Genomic DNA, 18221 nt, shown 5'->3' with positions numbered 1-18221 from the left:
GCATATGCCGCAGGTCAGCCGCCCAGTTGGGAGCGGCGGACATCGACGACAACCGCCCCCTCCCGGCCGCCCGGCCGCTATCGTGAAGGGGTATTCGCCGTCCGGGCCACGGCCACAGGAGCGAGCGCATGGGGAGACCACCGTGGCGCTGCAACACGAGCCGACCGCGCCGCACCACTCGGTCCAGGACGCCCTGCGCGTGCTGGAGACGATGGCGCGGCGGACCACCCCGGTCACCGACACCGAGCTCGCCCGGCGCACGGGCCTCGGGCAGGAGCGACTGACCCCGCTCCTGCGGATGCTGTGCCGCGAGGGGTACGTCGAGCAGACCGCCGAGGGTACGTACGCCACCGGGGAGGCCCTCGCCCGGCTGAGTTCGGCGCACGGCCACGAGGAGGCGCTGCGCGAGAAGCTCCAGCAGACGCTGGACCGGCTGCGCGACGCGGTCGGCGCCGCCGTCTACATCAGCCGGTACGTCGACGGCGAGGTCAGCGTCACCCAGTACGCGGACGGTCCCGGCACGCCCAAGGTCAACGAGTGGGTCGACTTCCGTCACTCGGCGCACGCCACCGCGATCGGCAAGAGCCTGCTGACCCAGCTGGACCACGCCGGGCGCCGCGACCACCTCGCCCGGCACCGGATGGCCCGCCTCACCTCGCGCACCATCACCAGCGACCGGCTGCTGCTGTCCCGGCTGGAGGCGCAGCCGCCGACCGTGCCGGTGCTCGACCTCCAGGAGTACGCGGTGGGGACGGTGTGCGCGGCGGTGCCGATCACGGCCGGGGCGACGGTGGGCTGCCTGGCGTTGTCCTTGCCGGTGGAGCACGCGCACCGGCTGCGCCGGGCCGCGGACGCGTTGAACCGGGAGGCGGCGCCGGTGCTGTTGTCCTTGGCCCTCTAGGTCCTGCCAGCCGCGGGAGCCACGGGTCCGCTGAGGCCGGGCGTGGGCAGGAGCACCCCCTCGGACCAGGTACTATTGACCCATGCGCCGCTAGCTCAGTTGGTTAGAGCAGCTGACTCTTAATCAGCGGGTCCGGGGTTCGAGTCCCTGGCGGCGCACCGGACGGAAGGGCCCCTCGCCTCAGTGAGGGGCCCTTCCGCGTTCCCTCAGAACGTGACGTCCGAGCACGCGTAGAACGCGTTGGCCGTGTCCGAGATCGTCCACACCGCGACGATGACGTGGTGCCCGCTCAGCCCGGTCGGCAGCGCCCCGCTGTGCGAGAGCGTGGCCGGCGGCTGGGCGTTGTTGTACGGCACCGTCAGGAACGGGGTGAGGTTGAGGTCGGAGCGGGTCAGGTTGTGGTTCTGGTTCCAGCCCTGTTTGGTGATGTAGTACCGGAAGTCGGTCGTGCGGTGTCCGACCGTGAACTGCCAGCGGAAGCTGTAGTTCTGGCCGCCCGTCACCTTCGTGGCGGGCCACGCGCCGCCGCCGGGGGTCTTCGGGGCGTCGAGCTGGGCGAACCGCGTGTTGTTCGCGGAACATATCTGCCCGTCCGCCGGCCCGGAGGAGGGGAAGCCCTTGGGGCCCTCGACGCTCTGCGGCTCGTACTGGATCGAGCCGCAGTTACTGACGGAGCCGTTCTGGCAGAGCTTCTGCCGGCTGACCGGCAGGTCGGTGTAGCCGTGGCCGCTGGCGGTGCCGCCGGAGGTGAGCACGAGGGCGCCGGTGGTCGCCAGACCCACCGCCCCGGCACAGGCCGTCATCCGCCGCCGCGTGATCCTTCTCCGCGTGACGCTTCTCCGTGTGGTCTTCTCGCGCATGCTGCCGCTCCCTGGAGGACGTGGGGGGAAGTGCAGTGAGCCGTGCAGGTCTAGACCAAGTCCCAGATTATGGTCGCGGATTGAACATGTCCATACCAAAAACATGCTCTGCCGAAAACGGGACCGTCAGGGTCCCGTCTCGCCGCGCCCGGCACAGAACGCCACCGTGAGGTCCTTCACCAGGGCCTTGCGCTCGTAGTCGTCGAGGTCCACCAGCCCGCGCGTGGTGAGCCGGGTCACCGTGTCCTCCACCGAGTCCACGACCGAGGTGAGCAGACTCGCCCGCTGCACCGCGTCCAGCGCGGCGATCCGGCGCCGGTGCATCGCGGCGGCCACCTCCGGCGCGTACTCCACCCGCACCGGCCGCACCGCGAACACCTCGACGCCGATCGCCGCCGCGTCCGCCGCCACCAGCCGGGTCAGCGCCTCGCCCGCCGTGTCCGCCGAGGCCCGCGAGGTGCCCGGCGGCTCCACCGGCACCCGGGCGAGCGCCGCCTCCACGCACTCCCGCAGATACGTCTCGTGGTCCTCGACGCCGAGCACGGCCCGCGCGGTGTCCCGCACCCGCCACACCACCAGCGTCACCGCCCGCAGCGCGACCCCGTTGCCGTCGGCCGCGGGCATCGGCTCGCTGCGCCAGTGCCGCAGCCGTACGTCGACCCGGCGGCGCAGCAGCAGCGGGTTGACCCACATCAGGCCGGTGCGCCGCACCGTCCCCCGGTAGCGGCCGAACAGGCCCAGCACCCAGGCCCGTCCGGTCCGGCCCCGGGCCAGCCCGCCGAAGCCGAACAGGCCCAGCGCCCCGGCGCCCGCGTACGCCGCCCACTGGGCGGGCCCGAGCCCGGCCCCGCCGTACGCCGGCAGCCGCAGCGCCTCCAGCACCGGCCCCGGCAGCACGCCCGCCCACCAGGAGGTGGCCGCGCAGCCGGCCGCGCCGCACACCCCGGCCAGCACGCCCGCGGCGCCGGGCAGCACCCTGGCCGGGCGTTCCGCGAGGTCGGGGTCGACCTGCGGCGCGGGCCGGGGTTTGGCGACCGGGCGGCGCACCCGGGGCTGTTCCCCGGTGCCGTGCCGGCGGCCGACGACCGCGGGCCGCAGCGGCACCGGCGCCGGTTCGGGGTCGTCCCGGAAGAGCAGGTGGACGGGGATCTCGGTGGTGGCCTCGTTCTGGATGAGCCGGACCGGCCGGGCCGCGCCCTCCGGCGGGCCGGCCGGCTCGGGAGGGGGTGGGGTGGTGGTCGAAGAGGTCGTACTCATGCGTGCTCCAGCCTCCGCGCCAGACGCGCCATGACAGTGATGACGTGACGTTCTCAGGCGAACAGCCGCCGCCAGGTCTCCGGCCCCGGGAAGCCGTCCGCCGCGCCGCCGCGCCAGCCCTGGGCGCGCTGGAACGCCTCGACGGCCCTGCGGTCCGCGACGCCCCAGCGCGGGCCGGGACCGGACCGGTAGAACCTGCCGTACCCCTTCTTCACCAACTGCTCCCCGAGGCGGGTGACGTGGTCGCCCCGCGCGCCCGGACGGAACGCGGCCCGGCCCGGGTAGCCGGGCACCCCGTACGGGGCGGGGGCCCCGGCGGCGGCCGGCGCCCCGCCGGTCACGCCGGCCACCACGCCCTGGTAGCGGTAGGGCAGGTAGCGGGCGGAGTTGCTCCAGTAGGCGTACGGCGTGGTCTGCCGGCGGGTGTGCGGGGGCGTCTGCTCGTAGGCGACGTACTGGGTGTGCGCGGAGTCCGTCCAGCCGCCGAAGATCACCACGTGGGACCCCTTCTCGGGGTCGGCCTCGTTGTGGAACAGCAGGATGTCGCCGGGCTGGAGTTCCGCCTTGGTGATGCGGTCGGCGAACTTCCCCAGGCTGCCGGTCCACTCGTTGGCGGGCAGCCCCCAGGCCATCGAGACGTAGCCCGAGCAGTCCTGCCGGTAGCCGTCGGACCAGTAGGCGCTCATGCTGTACGGCACCTTCGCGTCGACCCATTTCTGGGCCCGGGCGATGATCTGCGCCCGGGTGACCTCGGGGAGGGGGGCGCCGGCCACCGGGCCGGCCGGCGCGCTGCCGGGGCCGTACAGAGGGGCCCGCCTGCCCTGCGGGGTGTCCCGGACGTCCCGCGCATCCGGGGTGTCCCGGGCGTCCGGGGCGTCCGGGGTGGCGGACGGGTCCGAGGGGGCGGGCGCGGTGGGCGTGTCGTCCGCCGGAGCGCCGGGGCGCTGCGGCGCGTGGGCAGCCGCCGGGAAGGCCGCCGCAGCGATGGCGGCGGAGGCGGTGGCCGTCACGACGAGGGCACGCCGGCCGGCCGGACGGGCGGGGGCGGCGGTGGAGAGCGGCAAGGCCCCGCGACGGCAGCCGGGGCAGTCGCAGTCGCCCGCCGGGGCGATCTCCTCGAATACCGGCGTCTCCATGCGATCTCCCTCACACTCCGGCCGGACGTGTCCGCTGCGGTACACGTGCGTCAGTTTCGCAACGGTCAGCGAGGCGCGCATGTTGACGGTCCGAATGATGTACGGGCACCCCCGCGCGCCCCTGAACGGCGACCGGCGTCCGGGAGGTGGTCGGGAGCACCCTTCGGGGTCGGGTAAAGTTGATGACGTCAGCAGGCGCCGCTAGCTCAGTTGGTTAGAGCAGCTGACTCTTAATCAGCGGGTCCGGGGTTCGAGTCCCTGGCGGCGCACCGACAGTCGAAGGCCCCTCGTGCGAACGAGGGGCCTTCGGTCTTTCCGGGCCCTCCACGCGATCTCCACAGACGCCACAATCGACGCGTATGGCCGGTAAACACCTCGTTTCCCGTCTTGCGATCATGCCGAACGGCGTAGAACCCTGGTCGGTCGAGGGGGCACGGAGCCGGTTGGCGGTACTGCGGGGTGAGGGGCCCGCAGGAGGCCCGGATGCCGAGGGGGCATCATGCAACCGGAAGGACGCCGTTCCATGTCTATAAGGTGTGGACGATGTGGTGACGGCGATCCACCACTGTTACGCCTGTGACGGTCCAGGGGAACCGGCACCGGGCGCTGTACGCGACGAAACACGCGTGACCTGCGTGTGGGGGGATGACTCATGACGTCGACGCCGCCGGGCGCCGGACCGGACTTCGATCCGTCCGAGACCACCCAGCTGAGAGTGGACTCGCTCCGGATGTCCACCACGGGCACGTTCCGTCGGATAAAGAAGACGCTGCCGCGCTACGACTACGAGCACTACAGCCGGCTGGCCGGCCCCCTCACCCAGCCCGAGGACCCGGACCGGCCCTACCAGGTCCGCTACCGCTCGCTGCTCTCGCAGGAACCGCACCGCGTCCGCGTCGCGCTGATGCTGGCGGCGGCGCCGCTGCTGTCGGTGGTCCTGCTGGTCTGGCTGCTCCAGCCCGAACACTGGACCGAGCGGGACTACCCGGCGTTCGACTGGCTGCCCGCGCTCGACGTCGTGATGCTCGTCTCGATCGGTCTGATCGAGCTGTTCCGCTGCCTGAACGTGCTGTCCAACGCGCACGCCACCCTGGTCGCCCGCGACCCCGTCCCGGTGGTGCCCGAGTCCGGCACCCGGGTCGCGTTCCTCACCTCCTTCGTGCCCGGCAAGGAGCCGCTGGAGATGGTGACCAAGACCCTGGAGGCGGCCGTCAAGATCCGCCACCGGGGCGTGATGCACGTCTGGCTGCTCGACGAGGGCGACGACCCGGAGGTGAAGGAGGTCTGCGCGCGCCTGGGCGTGCACCACTTCTCCCGCAAGGGCGTCGCCAAGTGGAACCAGGCCAAGGGCCCGCACCGCGCCAAGACCAAGCACGGCAACTACAACGCCTGGCTGGACGCGCACGGCGACGACTACGACTACTTCGCCTCCGTCGACACCGACCACGTACCGCTGCCGAACTACCTGGAGCGGATGCTCGGTTACTTCCGCGACCCGGACGTCGGCTTCGTCATCGGCCCGCAGGTCTACGGCAACTACGACAACCCGGTCACCAAGGCCGCCGAGTCCCAGCAGTTCCTCTTCCACGCGCTGATCCAGCGGGCCGGCAACCGCTACGGCTCCCCCATGTTCGTGGGCACCTCCAACGCGGTGCGCATCAAGGCGCTCAAGCAGATCGGCGGCCTGTACGACTCGATCACCGAGGACATGGCGACGGGCTTCGAGATCCACCGGCACCGCAACCCCGCGACGGGACGCAAGTGGCGCTCGGTCTACACCCCCGACGTGCTCGCGGTCGGCGAGGGCCCGAACGCCTGGACGGACTTCTTCACCCAGCAGATGCGCTGGTCGCGCGGGACGTACGAGACGATCCTCAAGCAGTACTGGAAGGGCTGGTACTCGCTGCCGCCGAGCAAGCTCTTCAACTACACGATGATGATCATCTTCTATCCGATGTCGGCCATGAACTGGATACTCGCGGCGCTCAGCTGCGCCCTGTTCCTGGGCCTGGGCGCGTCGGGCGTCAACATCGACCCGGCGGTCTGGCTGATGCTCTACGGCAACGCCTCCGCGCTCCAGATCGGCCTGTACGTCTGGAACCGCCGCCACAACATCTCCCCGCACGAGCCCGAGGGCTCCGGCGGTGTCGCGGGCATGGTGATGTCGGCGCTGTCGGCACCGCTGTACGCCAAGGCGCTGATCGACTCGGTGCTGCGCCGCAAGAGCAAGTTCGTGGTGACCCCGAAGGGCGACTCGGCCAGCCCGGACACCTGGTTCGGCACCTTCCGCTACCACTGGTACTTCATCCTGGTCTTCGCCGCCTCGATGGCCGCCGGGTTCGTGTACGGCCACGCGCACCCCGCGATGATCACCTGGGCCACGTTCGCGCTGCTGATCACCGCGTCGCCGATGTTCGCGTGGCGGCACCAGATGCGGAAGGCGAGGCGCTCCGCCGCGCGGGAGCAGCCCGCCCCGGCGCCCGTCGCGGCCGGGCCGCAGCCGTCGGCACCGGTGCCGGCCCCGGCTCCCGCGCCCGAGCCGCAGGCGCCGGCTCAGCACCCGGGGCCGCACGCCCCGCAGCAGCGCCCCACGTGGGCCGCCTCCGGCGGGGGCGACGACCAGACCATGCAGATCGCCCTGGGCGGACTTGGGGGACGTAAGGAATGAAGCACCAGGCCGGCCGCCGTCGGGCCCGTCGACTCGCGATAGGCACGGTGGTGGTACTCGCGCTGGCCGGGATGAACGGGCCGTGGCTGTACCGCTTCGGCACCGAGAAATACCACCAGTACAAGATCAACCAGCCGGAGTACAAGGCCGCCAACGGCCGCTGGGAGATCATCGACTTCCCGGACGAGTACAAGCAGAACACCATCCACGCGGCGCTGCTGCGCACCGGCAAGGTGCTGCTCGTCGCCGGGTCGGGCAACAACGCGGACAACTTCGACGCGAAGAGGTTCGACACCCGGATCTGGGACCCCGTCAAGGGCACGATCAAGAAGGTGCCGACCCCGACCGACCTGTTCTGCACCGGCCACACCCAGCTCGCCAACGGCAATCTGCTGATCGCGGGCGGCACCAAGCGGTACGAGAAGCTGAAGGGCGACGTCACCAAGGCCGGCGGCCTGATGGTGGTGCACAACGAGAACCCGGACAAGCCGATCACCCTGCCCGCGGGCACCAAGTTCACCGGCAAGGAGAACGGCAAGACCTTCGTCTCCAAGGACCCGGTGCTGGTGCCGCGCGCCGAGAAGGTCTTCGACGAGGAGACCGGCGCGTTCCTGCGCAACGACCCGGGGCTCGGCCGGATCTACGTCGAGGCGCAGAAGAGCGGCTCGGAGTACGAGACGGGGACGCAGGACAACTACACCGTGCAGGGGCTGTCCGGGGCGGACGCGCGCAACACGTACGGCATCGCGGAGAAGCTCGCCCTCGACAAGAAGGACTTCCAGGGCATCCGGGACGCCTACGAGTTCGACCCGGTCGCCGAGAAGTACATCAAGGTCGACCCGATGCACGAGGCCCGCTGGTACCCGACGCTCACCACGCTGAGCGACGGCACGATCCTCAGCGTCTCCGGCCTCGACGACATCGGCCAGCTCGTCCCGGGCAAGAACGAGATCTACGACCCGGACACCAAGAAGTGGACCTACACCGACAAGACCCGTCAGTTCCCGACGTACCCGGCGCTGTTCCTGATGCAGAACGGCAAGGTGTTCTACTCGGGTTCGAACGCGGGGTACGGGCCCGACGACGTCGGGCGTGAGCCGGGCGTGTGGGACGTGGAGACCAACGAGTTCGACGAGATCCCCGGGCTGAGCGACGCGAACATGATGGAGACGTCCGGCACGGTGCTGCTGCCGCCCGCGCAGGACGAGAAGTACATGGTGATCGGCGGCGGCGGGGTCGGCGAGTCCAGGCTGTCGAGCGAGAAGACACGGATCGTCGACCTGAAGGCCGACAGTCCGCAGTTCGTGGACGGACCCTCGCTGGAGAAGGGGACGCGGTACCCGCAGGCGTCGGTGCTGCCCGACGACAGCGTGCTGGTGTCCGGCGGTTCGCAGGACTACCGGGGGCGCAGCGACTCCAACATCCTCCAGGCGCGGCTCTACGACACCGAGGACAACACCTTCGAGCGGGTCGCCGATCCGCTGGTGGGGCGCAACTACCACTCCGGTTCGATCCTGCTGCCCGACGGGCGGGTGATGTTCTTCGGGTCGGACTCGCTGTACGGCGACAAGGCCAACACCAAGCCGGGCAAGTTCGAGCAGCGCATCGAGATCTACACGCCGCCGTATCTGTACGGCGGGGAGCGGCCCGACCTCGCGGGCGGGCCGGGGACCATCGAGCGGGGCGAGTCGGGGACGTTCACCTCGAAGGCGGCGGCCTCCATCAAGAAGGTGCGGCTGATCCGGCCGAGCGCGTCCACGCACGTCACGGATGTCGATCAGCGGTCCATCGCGCTGGACTACGAGGTCGACGGTGACAAGGTGACGGTGACCGTGCCGGAGAGCAAGAACCTCGTGCAGTCCGGCTGGTACATGATGTTCGTGACCGACGGGGACGGGGTGCCGAGCACGGCGCAGTGGGTTCAGGTGCCGTGAGCGTCTTCTGACACCGGGGGCACCGAGCGGTGCTCCCCTGGCCCTCCTAGGCGTGCCGGAAGTAGCGTCTCATCGCCCAGGAGGCCACCCGCTCGCCGGTGACGGCGCCGGCGACGTCCGCGGTCCTGGTGTGGATGCCGGCCCACACCCGCGCGTCGACGACGTCACGGACGAAGTCGTCGGCGTGCTCGTAGTGCCGGATGGTGCCGGTGTCGGCCGAGCGCATGTCGAGGTCGACGCGGGAGGTGCCGAACAGCTTCTCCAGCGTGCGCATCCAGGCGGCCGACCAGGTGGCGTGGCCGCTGAGGTAGTCGGGGTGCGCGGGCGTGTTGAGCAGGGGTTCCCACGTCGGGTCGGCCCGGGTCGCGGGGTTGCCGTCGGTGTCCGCCTCGCGGATGGCGGTGACCGGCCGCCAGGTGCCGTAGTGGAGCTTGGCGTCCCAGGCGGTGATCGTGGCGTCCATGACGACGGTGTTCACGGCGGCGTACAGCCGGGCCGTCTCGACGATGTCGAAACCGTGCCGTGCGGCGTGGTCGCCCAGCGGGTACTGGACCTCCACCCGGGCCACGAACCGCGCCGTCTCCGTCTGCCAGGCGCTGCGGCGCGAGCCGGTCTTCGCGCCGTACGCCTTCACCTCCGCCAGGTCCCGCGCGTACCGGGCCGAGGTCAGCCGGGGCGGCGGGCCGGGGCGGAACCGGTCGGGCGCGTCCAGGAGGAACGGGCGCAGCCGGCCGACCCACGCCGAGGTGAAGCCCTGGTGGGCGGGCGGCGTCGGCCGCCACACCCCGGGCGCGGGCGCGGGCGTGAACGGCACGAAGGCGCCGCGTCCGTCGTTCGCGCGCAGCGCCATGAGGTGCTGCGCCGACCGCTGTCCGAACGCCACGCCCGCCTTCTCGCCGGGGCCGTCCGGAACCTTGGCCAGGGACGCCTGCCACGCCTTCTCCAGGCCGGCTCCGGCCTGCGGGAAGCCGGCCCGCAGCACCTGGTACGCCGCCGTCGCGGCAGCCGCTTCGGCCGACGCCCCGCGCGCGGCCCGCGCCCCGCGCCAGCGGTAGGGGACGTACCGCCCCTCGACGCCCACCACCGCGTTGTACATGGCCAGCGAGACGTACGCGTGCCACACCGCTTCCTCGGGGTTGATCAGTTCTCCCGTGAGGTCCACGGTTTCCGACACCCGCTGCGCCCATTGCGCGATCACCGACGACGCCGGGGCCGCGGTGTCCGCCTCGGCGGGCCGTCCGGCCGCCACCCCGATCAGCAGCAGCGCCGCCGTCGCCACCGCCCCGCGTCTGCCCGCCTTTTCTCCGATCCGCACCGCAGCTCTCTTCCGTTGGCCGTCCGCCGTCCGCCGACATGGTCAACGACAGGTATGACGGCCGAGGGAGGAGGACAAACGCCGCGGCGGGCGGAACCGGCCATCCGGGCGGCACCACCCGCCCGACCGGTGGGGGCGTCCGGGGGTCAGCCGCCCGCGCCCCGGGTCAGTTCCAGGGCGTACTCCTCCCACCACTGCCCGGCCTTCGGGCCGCCCTTGCACTCGCCGTCGGACTCACCCGGCCGCTTGACCCACAGGTAGGCGTCGACCAGCGGGTCGTCGGTGCGGGTCGTCGGGGTTTCGCCGAGGGCGCGGCCCGGCGGGTTGCACCAGCGTTCGGCCTCGTCGCCGCCGGTGTAGGGGCCGTTGCCGTTGCGGCTGGTGTCGATGACGAAGTGCTTGCCGCCGACCTTGGCGGAGAGCTGCTTGCCGTAGGCGGTGGAGTCCTCGGTGGAGTAGAAGTTGGAGACGTTGACCGCGAAGCCGTCCGCCCGGTCGACGCCCGCCCACTTCAGCGGCTCGTGGATCTGGTCGGGGTTGCCCCAGCCGGCGTTGCCCGCGTCCAGGTAGACCTTGGTGTTCTTCAGCGCCTTGAGCTGGTCGACGGCGCCGCCCAGCAGGTCGTAGCGCTCCTCGTGGAACTCCTCGGGGGTGCAGCCGTCGACCAGGTGCAGGACCGCGTCCGGTTCGAGTATCACGGTGGCCGGGCGGTCGCCGATGCCCTTGGCCACGGCGTCGACGAAGGCGCGGTAGGAGTCGCCGTCGGCGGCGCCGCCCTGGGAGTACTGACCGCAGTCGCGGTGCGGGATGTTGTAGAGGACGAGCAGCGCGGTGCGGCCGGCCTCGTCGGCGGCCTCGGTGAAACCGCGGGCCTGTTCCTCGGGGTTCTCCGGGCTGATCCACTCGCCGACCGGCTGCTCGGCGATCTTCCGGACCCGCGCGGCCTCCGCGTCCTTGCCGGCCTTCTCCAGGGCGGCGAGCTGCCGGGCCGCGGTGCTGTCCGGGTTGACCCAGAACGGGTCGGTCTCCTTGGGCTGTTGGGTGATGCCGGCGCCGGCGCCGGCGTCCTTGTCCCTGCCCTGGCCTTGGTCGCCGTCCTTCCCGTCGTCGCCCGACGAACATCCCGTGATCAGCAGTGCCGCCCCCAGCACCGCCGCGGACACGCGTGTCGCCGCGGAAGTCCCGGCAAAACCGCCGGCCCCCCTGCTGCCGTACATCCAACCCCCCTGGGTGCACTGTTCCAGGGGTCAATCCTGACATACGGGAGTGGCGCCCACGAGGTGTCCGTCAGGTGCCGGCGCCGGGGTCTGTGCCGGGGTCTGTGCCGGGGCCGGTGCCGGTGAGGTAGGCCGAGACGACCACGTTGGCCGTGTAGGTGCCGCTGACCCGGTCGAAGGTGCCGCCGCAGGTGATCAGCCGCAGCTCGGCCCGTCCGGAGCGGCGGGGGCCGTAGGCCTGGCGGGCGTCGAAGCCGTCGCGGGGGAGGACCTGGACGTCGTCCACGGTGAACTCGGCGACGTCCGCGGCCGACTCGGCGTCGGCGTCGGCGGCGGCGGTGCGGAGCACCTTGATCGTGTCCCCGGGTTCGAGGGTGCTGAGCCGGTAGAAGACGGCGGGGCGGGTCTCGGTGTCGACGTGGCCCACCATCAGGGCGGTGCCGGCCGCGCCCGGGGTGGTGCCGGCCGCCCACCAGCCGACCGTGCCGGGGCTGGTGAACGGCGGGGGGTCCAGGGCGCCCCGGGCGTCGAGGCCGCGGCCGGTCACCGGGGCCCGGACACCGAGGCGGGGTATGTCGAGGCGCTGCGGCTCGGCGTCGCCGGCCAGCGGGTGGTGGGCGGGCGGGAGGGAGAGGTACGGGGGCCGGCCGGCCGCCGCCATGTCGCCGGTGGCCGGCCCGGATATGCCGTCGGTGGCGTCGCGGCCCCACAGCCACAGGCCGAGGAGCAGCACCGTCCAGGCGATGCCGGTCACGAGGCGGGCCGGAGTGGTGGGGGGTTCCCCGTGGTCGTTCCGGTCGGACATGTCGGTCAGTCCGTCCCGCGGCTCCGGCGGGCGCTGCGCAGCGCGACGGCCACGGCGGCGACGCCGGCCAGCACCAGGCCGGTGACGGCGTGGGCCGTGCCGGGTCCGGCCGGGCGGCTCTCGCCCTGGGGGGCGCGGGCGTTCCCGGCGCCGGTGGCGGCCAGCCGGTGCGCGGCGGCGCCGCCGCCCGCGTCGACGGGGGCGGCGGGCGAGGCGTGGACGGTGGCCGTCGCCGGGGCCTCGGGGCGTCCGCTCTCCGGCTGCCGGGGGCGCTCGGTGACGGTGAGGCGGCCCTCGCTCCGCTGGGAGCCGCAGCGGACCTCGACCCCGTGGGCGCCGGCCGCGGCCGAGGCGCGGATCCGGGCGGCGCCGACCAGCGCGCCGTCGCTGCTGGTCAGGGAGAGCCGTACGGCGGATTCGAAGGCCGCCGAGGCGGCCACCGCGGACCTCTCGGCGCAGCCGGGCACGCGGAGGGTGACGTCCGTGCCGGGGGCGGGGTGCGCGGGGGTCACCGACACCCGGCCGGTGTCCTGCGCGTACGCCGTCGCCGGGGCGAGCGCGGCGAGCAGCGCGGTCCCGGCGCAGAGGGTGGCTTTCAGTGAGCCCATCGTGCACCTCCAGTCACCTTGGAGACTCCCCCGGGCGCCGGGCGGCCGCATCCGGTGCGGGCGCGGGGCTGCTCCGAACGGGGGACGGCGGGCCGCGACGGGTTTGGTGCTTAGCATGGTCGTCCACGGGCCCGTCCCCAGGTCCGTCCCCGGTCCACGCACGGCAGGAGTCCGCCCGTATGACAGAGCGCAAGCCCATCGAATCGTGGCTCACCGACATGGACGGGGTGCTGATGCACGAGGGCGTGCCGGTGCCCGGCGCCGACGCCTTCATCAAGAAGCTGCGGGACTCCGGGCGGCCGTTCCTGGTCCTCACCAACAACTCGATCTACACCGCCCGCGACCTGCACGCCCGGCTGAACCGGATCGGCCTGGAGGTGCCGGTCGAGAACATCTGGACCTCCGCGCTGGCCACGGCGAAGTTCCTGGACACGCAGCACCCCGGCGGCACCGCCTATGTCATCGGCGAGGCCGGTCTGACCACCGCCCTGCACGAGGCGGGGTACGTCATGACGGACACCGACCCCGACTTCGTGGTGCTGGGCGAGACGCGGACGTACTCCTTCGAGGCGCTGACCAAGGCGATCCGGCTGATCAACGCGGGTGCCCGGTTCATCGCGACCAACCCCGACAACACCGGGCCGTCCCCGGAGGGCGCGCTGCCCGCCACGGGTTCGGTGGCGGCGCTGATCACCAAGGCCACGGGGAAGGACCCGTACTTCATCGGCAAGCCGAACCCGCTGATGATGCGCACCGGGCTGAACGTCATCGGCGCGCACTCCGAGTCCAGCGCCATGATCGGTGACCGGATGGACACCGACGTACTGGCCGGTCTGGAGGCCGGGATGGAGACCTTCCTGGTCCTGACGGGGCTGACGACGACGGCCGACATCCACCAGTACCCGTACCGGCCCACGAAGATCGTGGACTCGATCGCGGATCTGGTGGATCTCGTCTGACGTCCTCGACGTCCTCGTCCGGGGCTCAGCTGCCGGTGGCCGCCTTCCAGGCGTCGACGTAGGAGGTCAGGTTCTCCTCGATGTCGGTCCAGTCCGGCTCGAAGACCCGCACGCCGTCCATCAGCCGCGCCAGGGCGGTGGCGTCGGCGTCGGCGGCCTCGATGTCCCGGCGGGCGGCGAAGCCGCCGCCGACCGCGCTGACCTGCCGCTGGGCCTTCTCGCTCAGCAGGTGGTCGAGGAGCTTCCGGCCGTTCTCGGTGTGCGGGGCCTTGGTGACCAGGCCGGCCGCGTAGGGGAGGGCGAAGGTGGTGGGCTCGCCGTCCGCCCCCGCCGGGAACCAGATGCCGAGGTGGGGCATCGACTTGGTCTGGGCGTAGTTCATCTGGACGTCGCCGTTGGCGACGAGCAGTTCGCCCTTGTCCACCTTGGGGGCGAGCTTGCCGGTGGAGGCGGACGGGCCGACGTTGTTGGCCTGGAGCTTCTTCAGGTACTCCAGGGCGGGCCGCTCGCCGCCGAAGTCGTGCATGGCCTTGATGAGGACGGCGGTGCCGTCGCCGGCGACGCCCGGGGTGGAGTACTGGAGCTTGTTCTCGTACTTCGTGTCGAGCAGGTCCTGCCAGGTGGTGGGGGGCTGCTTCAGTTCCTTCTTGTTGTAGACGAACCCGAAGTAGTTGTTGACGACGGCGGTCCAGGTGCCGTTCGCCGCCTTGCCGGCGTCGTCGACCTGGTCGGCGCCCTTGGGCGCGTACTTCTGGAGGAGGCCCTTGGTGTCGGCCTGCTGGATGAACGGCGGGAGGGTGACGAGGACGTCGGCCTGCGGGTTGTTCTTCTCGCGGGCGACGCGCTGCACCATCTCGCCGGAGCCGCCCTCGACGTACTCGACCTCGATGCCGGTCTCCTTCTCGAAGTCCTCGAAGACCTGGTCGTACCAGCCGTCGCCGTTCTCGCCGCGCAGGCCGTCGGCGCTGTAGACGGTGACGACGTTCTCGTCGGAGGCGGCGGTGCCGGTGCCGCAGGCGGTGAGCGGGAGGGCGAGGAGGCAGAGGGCGGTGAGCGACAGGAGGGGCTTTGTGCGCATGGCGAGGTGGACTCCTTGCAGGGTGATCGGGGGGGCCGGCGGTATCGGGTGGGCTAGCGGTATGACGCCTTGGTGCGGATACGGGACACGGCGAGCAGCACCAGCAGGGTCGCCGTCATCAGGACCACGGCGATCGCCGAGCCGGTGAACAGGGCGCCGCGGTCGGTGGAGGCGTAGATCAGGACCGGCAGCGGGGTCCAGTCGGGCGGGTAGAGCATCATCGTGGCGCTCAGTTCGCCCATCGACAGGGCGAAGCAGAGGCCGGCGGCGGCGCTGAGGGACGGCAGCAGCAGGGGGAGCCGCACCCGCAGCAGGACGTACGCGGGGCGTGCGCCGAGGGAGGCGGCGGCCTGTTCGTAAGCCGGGTCGAGGCGGGTGATCGCGGCGGAGACGGACTGGTACGCGAACGCGGTGACCAGGACCGTATGGGCGATGATCACGATCCAGCGGGTGCCGTTGAGGAGGAACGGCGGCTGCGAGAAGGCGACCAGGGTGGCGAGGCCGACGACCACCGAGGGCACGGCGACCGGCAGGACGAACAGGGCGTCCATGACCTTGCGGTACCGGCTCCTGAGGGCCGCCGCCGCCAGTGCCGCCCAGGTGCCGGCGGCCAGGGCGAGGAGGCTGGCGGTGAGGGCGGTGACCAGGCTGGTGGTCAGGGCCTGGAGGGACTCGCCGCGGGTGGCCGCCCGGTAGTGGGCGGTGGTGAGGCCGGAGGGCAGGACGCTGGACCAGTGGGTGGCGAAGGAGGCGCCGAGGACGACGAGGAGGGGGAGGGCGAACAGGGGGAGGAAGAGGACGAGGAAGACGGCCCACACCGCCCACCTGGCCCCGCGGCTATGCACCAGCACGGCGGCTCACCACCCGGTAGAGGCCGTACAGGCCCACGGAGATCAGGACGTTGACGACGGCGACCACGCAGGCGCCCGGGTAGTCGGACTCCAGGATCGCCTTGCCGTACACGAGCATGGGCAGGGTCGTGACGCCCTTCGCGCCGGTGAACAGCACGATGCCGAACTCGTTGAGGCACAGGACGAGGACGAGGCTGCCGCCGGCCGCGAGCGCGGGCAGCGCCTCCGGCAGGACGACCTGCCGCACGATGCGGGGCGCGCGGGCGCCGAGCGAGCCGGCCGCCTCCAGCTGGGCGGTGTCCAGCTGCGAGAACGCGGCGAGCAGCGGGCGCATCACGAACGGGGTGAAGTACGTGATCTCCGCGAGCAGTACGCCCCACGGGGTGGTGAGGAACCGGAACGGTCCCTCGGCTGCCCCGGTGACGTCCGTCCACAGGCCGTTGGCCATGCCGGCCGTGCCGTAGACGAACAGCAGGGCGAGGGTGATCAGGAAGGACGGGAAGGAGAGGAAGACGTCGATGAAACGGGAGACGGCGCGGGCACCCGGGAACGGCACGAAGGCGATCACCAGGGCGAGCGCGAACCCGAGGACCAGGCAGCCGACGGTGGCCGCGACCGCCAGCCACACGGTGGTCCACAGCGCGTCCCGGAACGCCTCCGAGGCGAAGACATCGGCGTACGGCTGGACCGACGTCCCTCCGGTGTCCGGCTGGAACGACTGCTGGACGACGAGGGCGAGGGGGTAGAGGAAGACGAGGGCGAGCAGCGCGACGGGAGGCAACGTCCACAGCAGCGCCCCGTAGGGGCGCGGGGAACCGTACGGCCGGCCACCGGCGGCCCGCGCCTCGGACCTGGCCTCAGTCACCGCTCACCCCCGCGGGCAGCAGCGCCGCGTCCTCGGCCGCGAAGTGCAACGTCACCTCGTCGCCGAGCGCCGGAGGCTCTCGCAGCTCCCGCACATCCGCCATGACCCGGTGGCCGCCGGCCTCGACGTACAGGCGGTGCGTCGCGCCCCGCCACTGGATCTCCGACACCGTGCCGGTGATCCGGTTGGGGCCGTCACCGAGGCCGATCAGATGCGGCCGTACGCACAGCGTGGCCTGCGCGCCCGGCGCGATCCCCGCCGTGCCGACCGCTATCTCGGCGTCCCCGAGGACCACTGCCCCGGTGCCCACCGTGACCGGCAGCAGATTCGCGCCGCCCACGAAGGACGCCGTGAACGCGTCCGTCGGCGCCCGGTACAGCTCCCTCGGTGTCCCGCACGCCCGCAGTCGCGCCCGGTCCATCACCGCGATCCGGTCGGCCAGGGTCAGCGCCTCGACCTGGTCGTGGGTGACGTACAGGATCGTCACGTCGGGGAGTTCCCGGTGCAGCCGGGCGAGTTCCGCGAGCATGCCGGAGCGGAGCCGGGCGTCGAGGGCGGAGAGCGGTTCGTCGAGGAGGAGGACGTCCGGGCGGACGGCGAGGGCGCGGGCGATGGCGACGCGCTGCTGCTGGCCGCCGGAGAGTTCGCGCGGGTGGCGGCGGGCGTAGGCGGCCATGCCGGTCATCTCCAGCGCCTCGGCGACCCGGGTCCGGATCTCGGCCTTGGCGGTCTTGCGGGCGCGCAGCCCGAAGGCGACGTTGTCCTCGACGCGCAGATGCGGGAAGAGGGCGTACTGCTGGACGACCATGCCGATCCCGCGCCGGTGCGGCGGCAGGTCGGTGACGTCGCGGTCGCCGAGGAAGACCCGCCCGGCGGCGGGCCGCACGAACCCGGCGACCGCCCGCAGCGCGGTGGTCTTGCCGGAGCCGGACGGCCCGAGCAGCGCCATGACCTCGCCGGGGGCGACGGTGAGGTCGAGGGCGTCCAGAACCACGTTGCCGTCGTAGGCGACGGTCACGCCGTCGAAACGGATGCCCATCAGCCCGCTCCCCGCAGGAGCGCGGGCAGGGCCGCGACCGAGTCCAGGACGTGGGTGGCGCCGGCCGCGCGGAAGGCGTCGTCGCCGTGGGCTCCGGTGCGGACGCCGGCGACCAGGCCCGCCCCGGCGCGTACGCCGGTGAGCACGTCGTAGGAGGTGTCGCCGACGACGGCGACCTGGGCCAGGGAGTCGGCGGCCCTGGTGCGCAGGAACGCCTCCAGGACCATGTCCGGGTACGGCCGTCCGCGCCCGCCCGCGTCGGCGGGGCACAGGGTGAGCGGCACCAGGTCGCGCCAGCCGAGGGCGTCGAGGATCGCGTCCTGGGTGACGCGGGCGAAGCCGGTGGTCAGGACGGTGGTGCGGCCGTCGGCGGCGAGTTCCTCGACGGCCTCACGGGCGCCGGGGACGGGGGCGATCAGGCCGGCGCCGACGAGTTCGCCGTACGCCTTCTCGAAGGCGGCGTTGGCCCGCTGGGCGCGGTCCTCGGCGCCGAACAGGTGGCGGAAGACGGAGATCTTGGACTCGCCCATGGTGGCGCGGACGTGGGCGAGCTTGTCGGCGTGGTCGTCGCTGCCGGGCTCGACGCCCAGTTCACGGGCGGCGATGTCGAAGGCGCGCTCGACCAGGCCGCCGTCGGCGACGGTGGTGCCGGCCATGTCGAGGACGACGAGGCGGACGGGGTCTGAAGGCAGGTCGGAACGCAGGTCGGAACGCAGGTCGGAAGGCAC

At 72.3% G+C, this 18221-nt stretch carries 16 protein-coding genes and 2 tRNA genes; 6 read left to right on the top strand and 12 right to left on the bottom strand.

The annotated features are described in order from the left end of the window. Window positions 1-142 precede the first annotated feature (142 nt). Complete coding sequence (locus tag ACZ3IG_RS00920; RefSeq protein WP_467427787.1) at window positions 143-901, top strand: IclR family transcriptional regulator; 759 nt, start codon at window positions 143-145, stop codon at window positions 899-901. 84 nt (window positions 902-985) lie between these two features. After that, window positions 986-1059 (top strand) — tRNA-Lys (locus ACZ3IG_RS00915). Window positions 1060-1107: 48 nt separating this feature from the next. Here the strand turns inward: ACZ3IG_RS00915 and ACZ3IG_RS00910 are convergent. The 3 genes from ACZ3IG_RS00910 to ACZ3IG_RS00900 form a co-directional block, all read right to left on the bottom strand. Next, window positions 1108-1704, bottom strand: coding sequence for a lytic polysaccharide monooxygenase auxiliary activity family 9 protein (locus ACZ3IG_RS00910; protein WP_467427786.1), 597 nt, complete (start codon window positions 1702-1704; stop codon window positions 1108-1110). A 183-nt stretch (window positions 1705-1887) separates the two neighbouring features. Continuing rightward, complete coding sequence (locus ACZ3IG_RS00905) at window positions 1888-3018, bottom strand: SPFH domain-containing protein (RefSeq protein ID WP_467427785.1); 1131 nt, start codon at window positions 3016-3018, stop codon at window positions 1888-1890. Between the two features lie 53 nt (window positions 3019-3071). After that, complete coding sequence (locus tag ACZ3IG_RS00900) at window positions 3072-4154, bottom strand: peptidoglycan-binding protein (RefSeq protein WP_467427784.1); 1083 nt, start codon at window positions 4152-4154, stop codon at window positions 3072-3074. A gap of 195 nt (window positions 4155-4349) precedes the next feature. On the opposite strand from ACZ3IG_RS00900, the gene ACZ3IG_RS00895 reads away from it, so the two are divergent. The 3 genes from ACZ3IG_RS00895 to glxA all read left to right on the top strand — a co-directional run bounded on the left by ACZ3IG_RS00895 (window position 4350) and on the right by glxA (window position 8756). Next, window positions 4350-4423, top strand: a tRNA-Lys gene (locus ACZ3IG_RS00895). Window positions 4424-4806: 383 nt separating this feature from the next. Further along, a complete protein-coding gene (locus tag ACZ3IG_RS00890) occupies window positions 4807-6822 on the top strand; it encodes a glycosyltransferase family 2 protein (protein WP_467427782.1) in 2016 nt (671 codons plus the stop codon). Continuing rightward, entirely contained in the window at window positions 6819-8756 is a 1938-nt protein-coding gene (glxA, locus tag ACZ3IG_RS00885) for a radical copper oxidase GlxA (RefSeq protein WP_467427780.1), read from the top strand. The genes ACZ3IG_RS00890 and glxA overlap by 4 nt, the downstream gene beginning before the upstream one ends. 46 nt (window positions 8757-8802) lie before the next feature. Here glxA and ACZ3IG_RS00880 read toward each other — a convergent pair whose 3' ends face one another. The 4 genes from ACZ3IG_RS00880 to ACZ3IG_RS00865 all read right to left on the bottom strand — a co-directional run bounded on the left by ACZ3IG_RS00880 (window position 8803) and on the right by ACZ3IG_RS00865 (window position 12701). Next, a complete protein-coding gene (locus ACZ3IG_RS00880; RefSeq protein WP_467427778.1) occupies window positions 8803-10071 on the bottom strand; it encodes a vanadium-dependent haloperoxidase in 1269 nt (422 codons plus the stop codon). Window positions 10072-10217: 146 nt separating this feature from the next. After that, entirely contained in the window at window positions 10218-11288 is a 1071-nt protein-coding gene (locus ACZ3IG_RS00875) for a glycoside hydrolase family 6 protein (RefSeq protein WP_467427777.1), read from the bottom strand. 70 nt (window positions 11289-11358) lie between these two features. After that, window positions 11359-12093: a class F sortase gene (locus ACZ3IG_RS00870; RefSeq protein ID WP_467427775.1), complete on the bottom strand. Its 735-nt coding sequence runs from the start codon at window positions 12091-12093 to the stop codon at window positions 11359-11361. 5 nt (window positions 12094-12098) lie between these two features. After that, entirely contained in the window at window positions 12099-12701 is a 603-nt protein-coding gene (locus tag ACZ3IG_RS00865) for a hypothetical protein (RefSeq protein ID WP_467427773.1), read from the bottom strand. 179 nt (window positions 12702-12880) lie between these two features. On the opposite strand from ACZ3IG_RS00865, the gene ACZ3IG_RS00860 reads away from it, so the two are divergent. Beyond that, window positions 12881-13660: an HAD-IIA family hydrolase gene (locus ACZ3IG_RS00860; protein ID WP_215166535.1), complete on the top strand. Its 780-nt coding sequence runs from the start codon at window positions 12881-12883 to the stop codon at window positions 13658-13660. 25 nt (window positions 13661-13685) lie between these two features. Here ACZ3IG_RS00860 and ACZ3IG_RS00855 read toward each other — a convergent pair whose 3' ends face one another. Genes ACZ3IG_RS00855 through ACZ3IG_RS00835 form a run of 5 tightly spaced genes read right to left on the bottom strand, consistent with a single transcriptional unit; the run spans window position 13686 to window position 18221 of the window. Next, a complete protein-coding gene (locus ACZ3IG_RS00855; protein WP_467427771.1) occupies window positions 13686-14738 on the bottom strand; it encodes a 2-aminoethylphosphonate ABC transporter substrate-binding protein in 1053 nt (350 codons plus the stop codon). A gap of 53 nt (window positions 14739-14791) precedes the next feature. After that, a complete protein-coding gene (locus ACZ3IG_RS00850; RefSeq protein WP_467427770.1) occupies window positions 14792-15589 on the bottom strand; it encodes an ABC transporter permease in 798 nt (265 codons plus the stop codon). Further along, entirely contained in the window at window positions 15576-16454 is an 879-nt protein-coding gene (locus ACZ3IG_RS00845; protein WP_467427768.1) for a 2-aminoethylphosphonate ABC transporter permease subunit, read from the bottom strand. Before ACZ3IG_RS00845 ends, ACZ3IG_RS00850 begins: the two co-directional genes overlap by 14 nt. Beyond that, complete coding sequence (locus tag ACZ3IG_RS00840; protein WP_467427766.1) at window positions 16447-17493, bottom strand: ABC transporter ATP-binding protein; 1047 nt, start codon at window positions 17491-17493, stop codon at window positions 16447-16449. Before ACZ3IG_RS00840 ends, ACZ3IG_RS00845 begins: the two co-directional genes overlap by 8 nt. Further along, the gene (locus ACZ3IG_RS00835; RefSeq protein WP_467427765.1) at window positions 17493-18221 is read right to left on the bottom strand and encodes an HAD family hydrolase; all 729 of its coding nucleotides are present in this window, start codon (window positions 18219-18221) and stop codon (window positions 17493-17495) included. The genes ACZ3IG_RS00840 and ACZ3IG_RS00835 overlap by 1 nt, the downstream gene beginning before the upstream one ends.

It is taken from the genome of Streptomyces sp. NPDC016677 (assembly GCF_055562815.1).
This window is presented reverse-complemented; position numbering and strand designations above follow the sequence as displayed.